Source organism: Vibrio sp. 1978 (assembly GCF_033344345.1).
Genome location: NZ_JAWPOP010000518.1, coordinates 1 through 672, shown reverse-complemented (window position 1 = coordinate 672; position 672 = coordinate 1). Strand labels below are relative to the sequence as shown.

Here is a 672-nt window from a genome sequence, read left to right as displayed (position 1 = left end):
CTGATGGCAGCTTCAGCTACGTTGCGACCGCAGATGGCAACCCTGTCTTTACGTTGGTAGTGGAAACGGATGGCAGTTATAACTTCACACTGGAAGGCCCAATCGATCACGCTATTAATAGCGACGAGCTAACGCTGAACTTCCCAATCATCGCAACGGACTTTGATGGTGACACCAGCTCCGCGGTGATCCCAGTGACTATCTTCGATGACCAACCGACCATCACAAACGTCGATGCCATTACAGTGGATGAAGACGATTTAACGAGAATTGGCTCTGCTCAAGATGGCGTTGTTTCTATTGATGGCAAGTTCACCACAACGGAAGGTTCTGACCGAGTGGTGAGCTATCAACTCGACGGCTCGACGAACCCTGTAGCAGGATTAACGTCGCACGGCGAAGTTGTTGATTTGGTTGAAACAGCGAATGCAGATGGCAGCTTCACTTACACTGCGACCGCTGACGGCAACCCTGTATTTACGTTGGTGGTGAACACCGATGGTTCATACAACTTTACGTTGGAAGGCCCAATCGATCACGCGACTGGTAGTGATGAACTGACGCTAAACTTTCCAATCATCGCGACCGACTTTGATGGCGATACGTCATCGGCAACCATCCCTGTAACCATTGTTGATGACCAGCCAACAATTAACAATGTTCAAGCGATCA

1 protein-coding gene is annotated in these 672 nt (G+C 49.6%); it reads left to right on the top strand.

Annotated features, from left to right (window positions below; translation table 11 throughout):
• Positions 1–672, top strand: a 672-nt coding sequence (locus tag R8N49_RS27585) for a DUF5801 repeats-in-toxin domain-containing protein (protein ID WP_412034922.1), incomplete at both ends; no start/stop codon positions are given.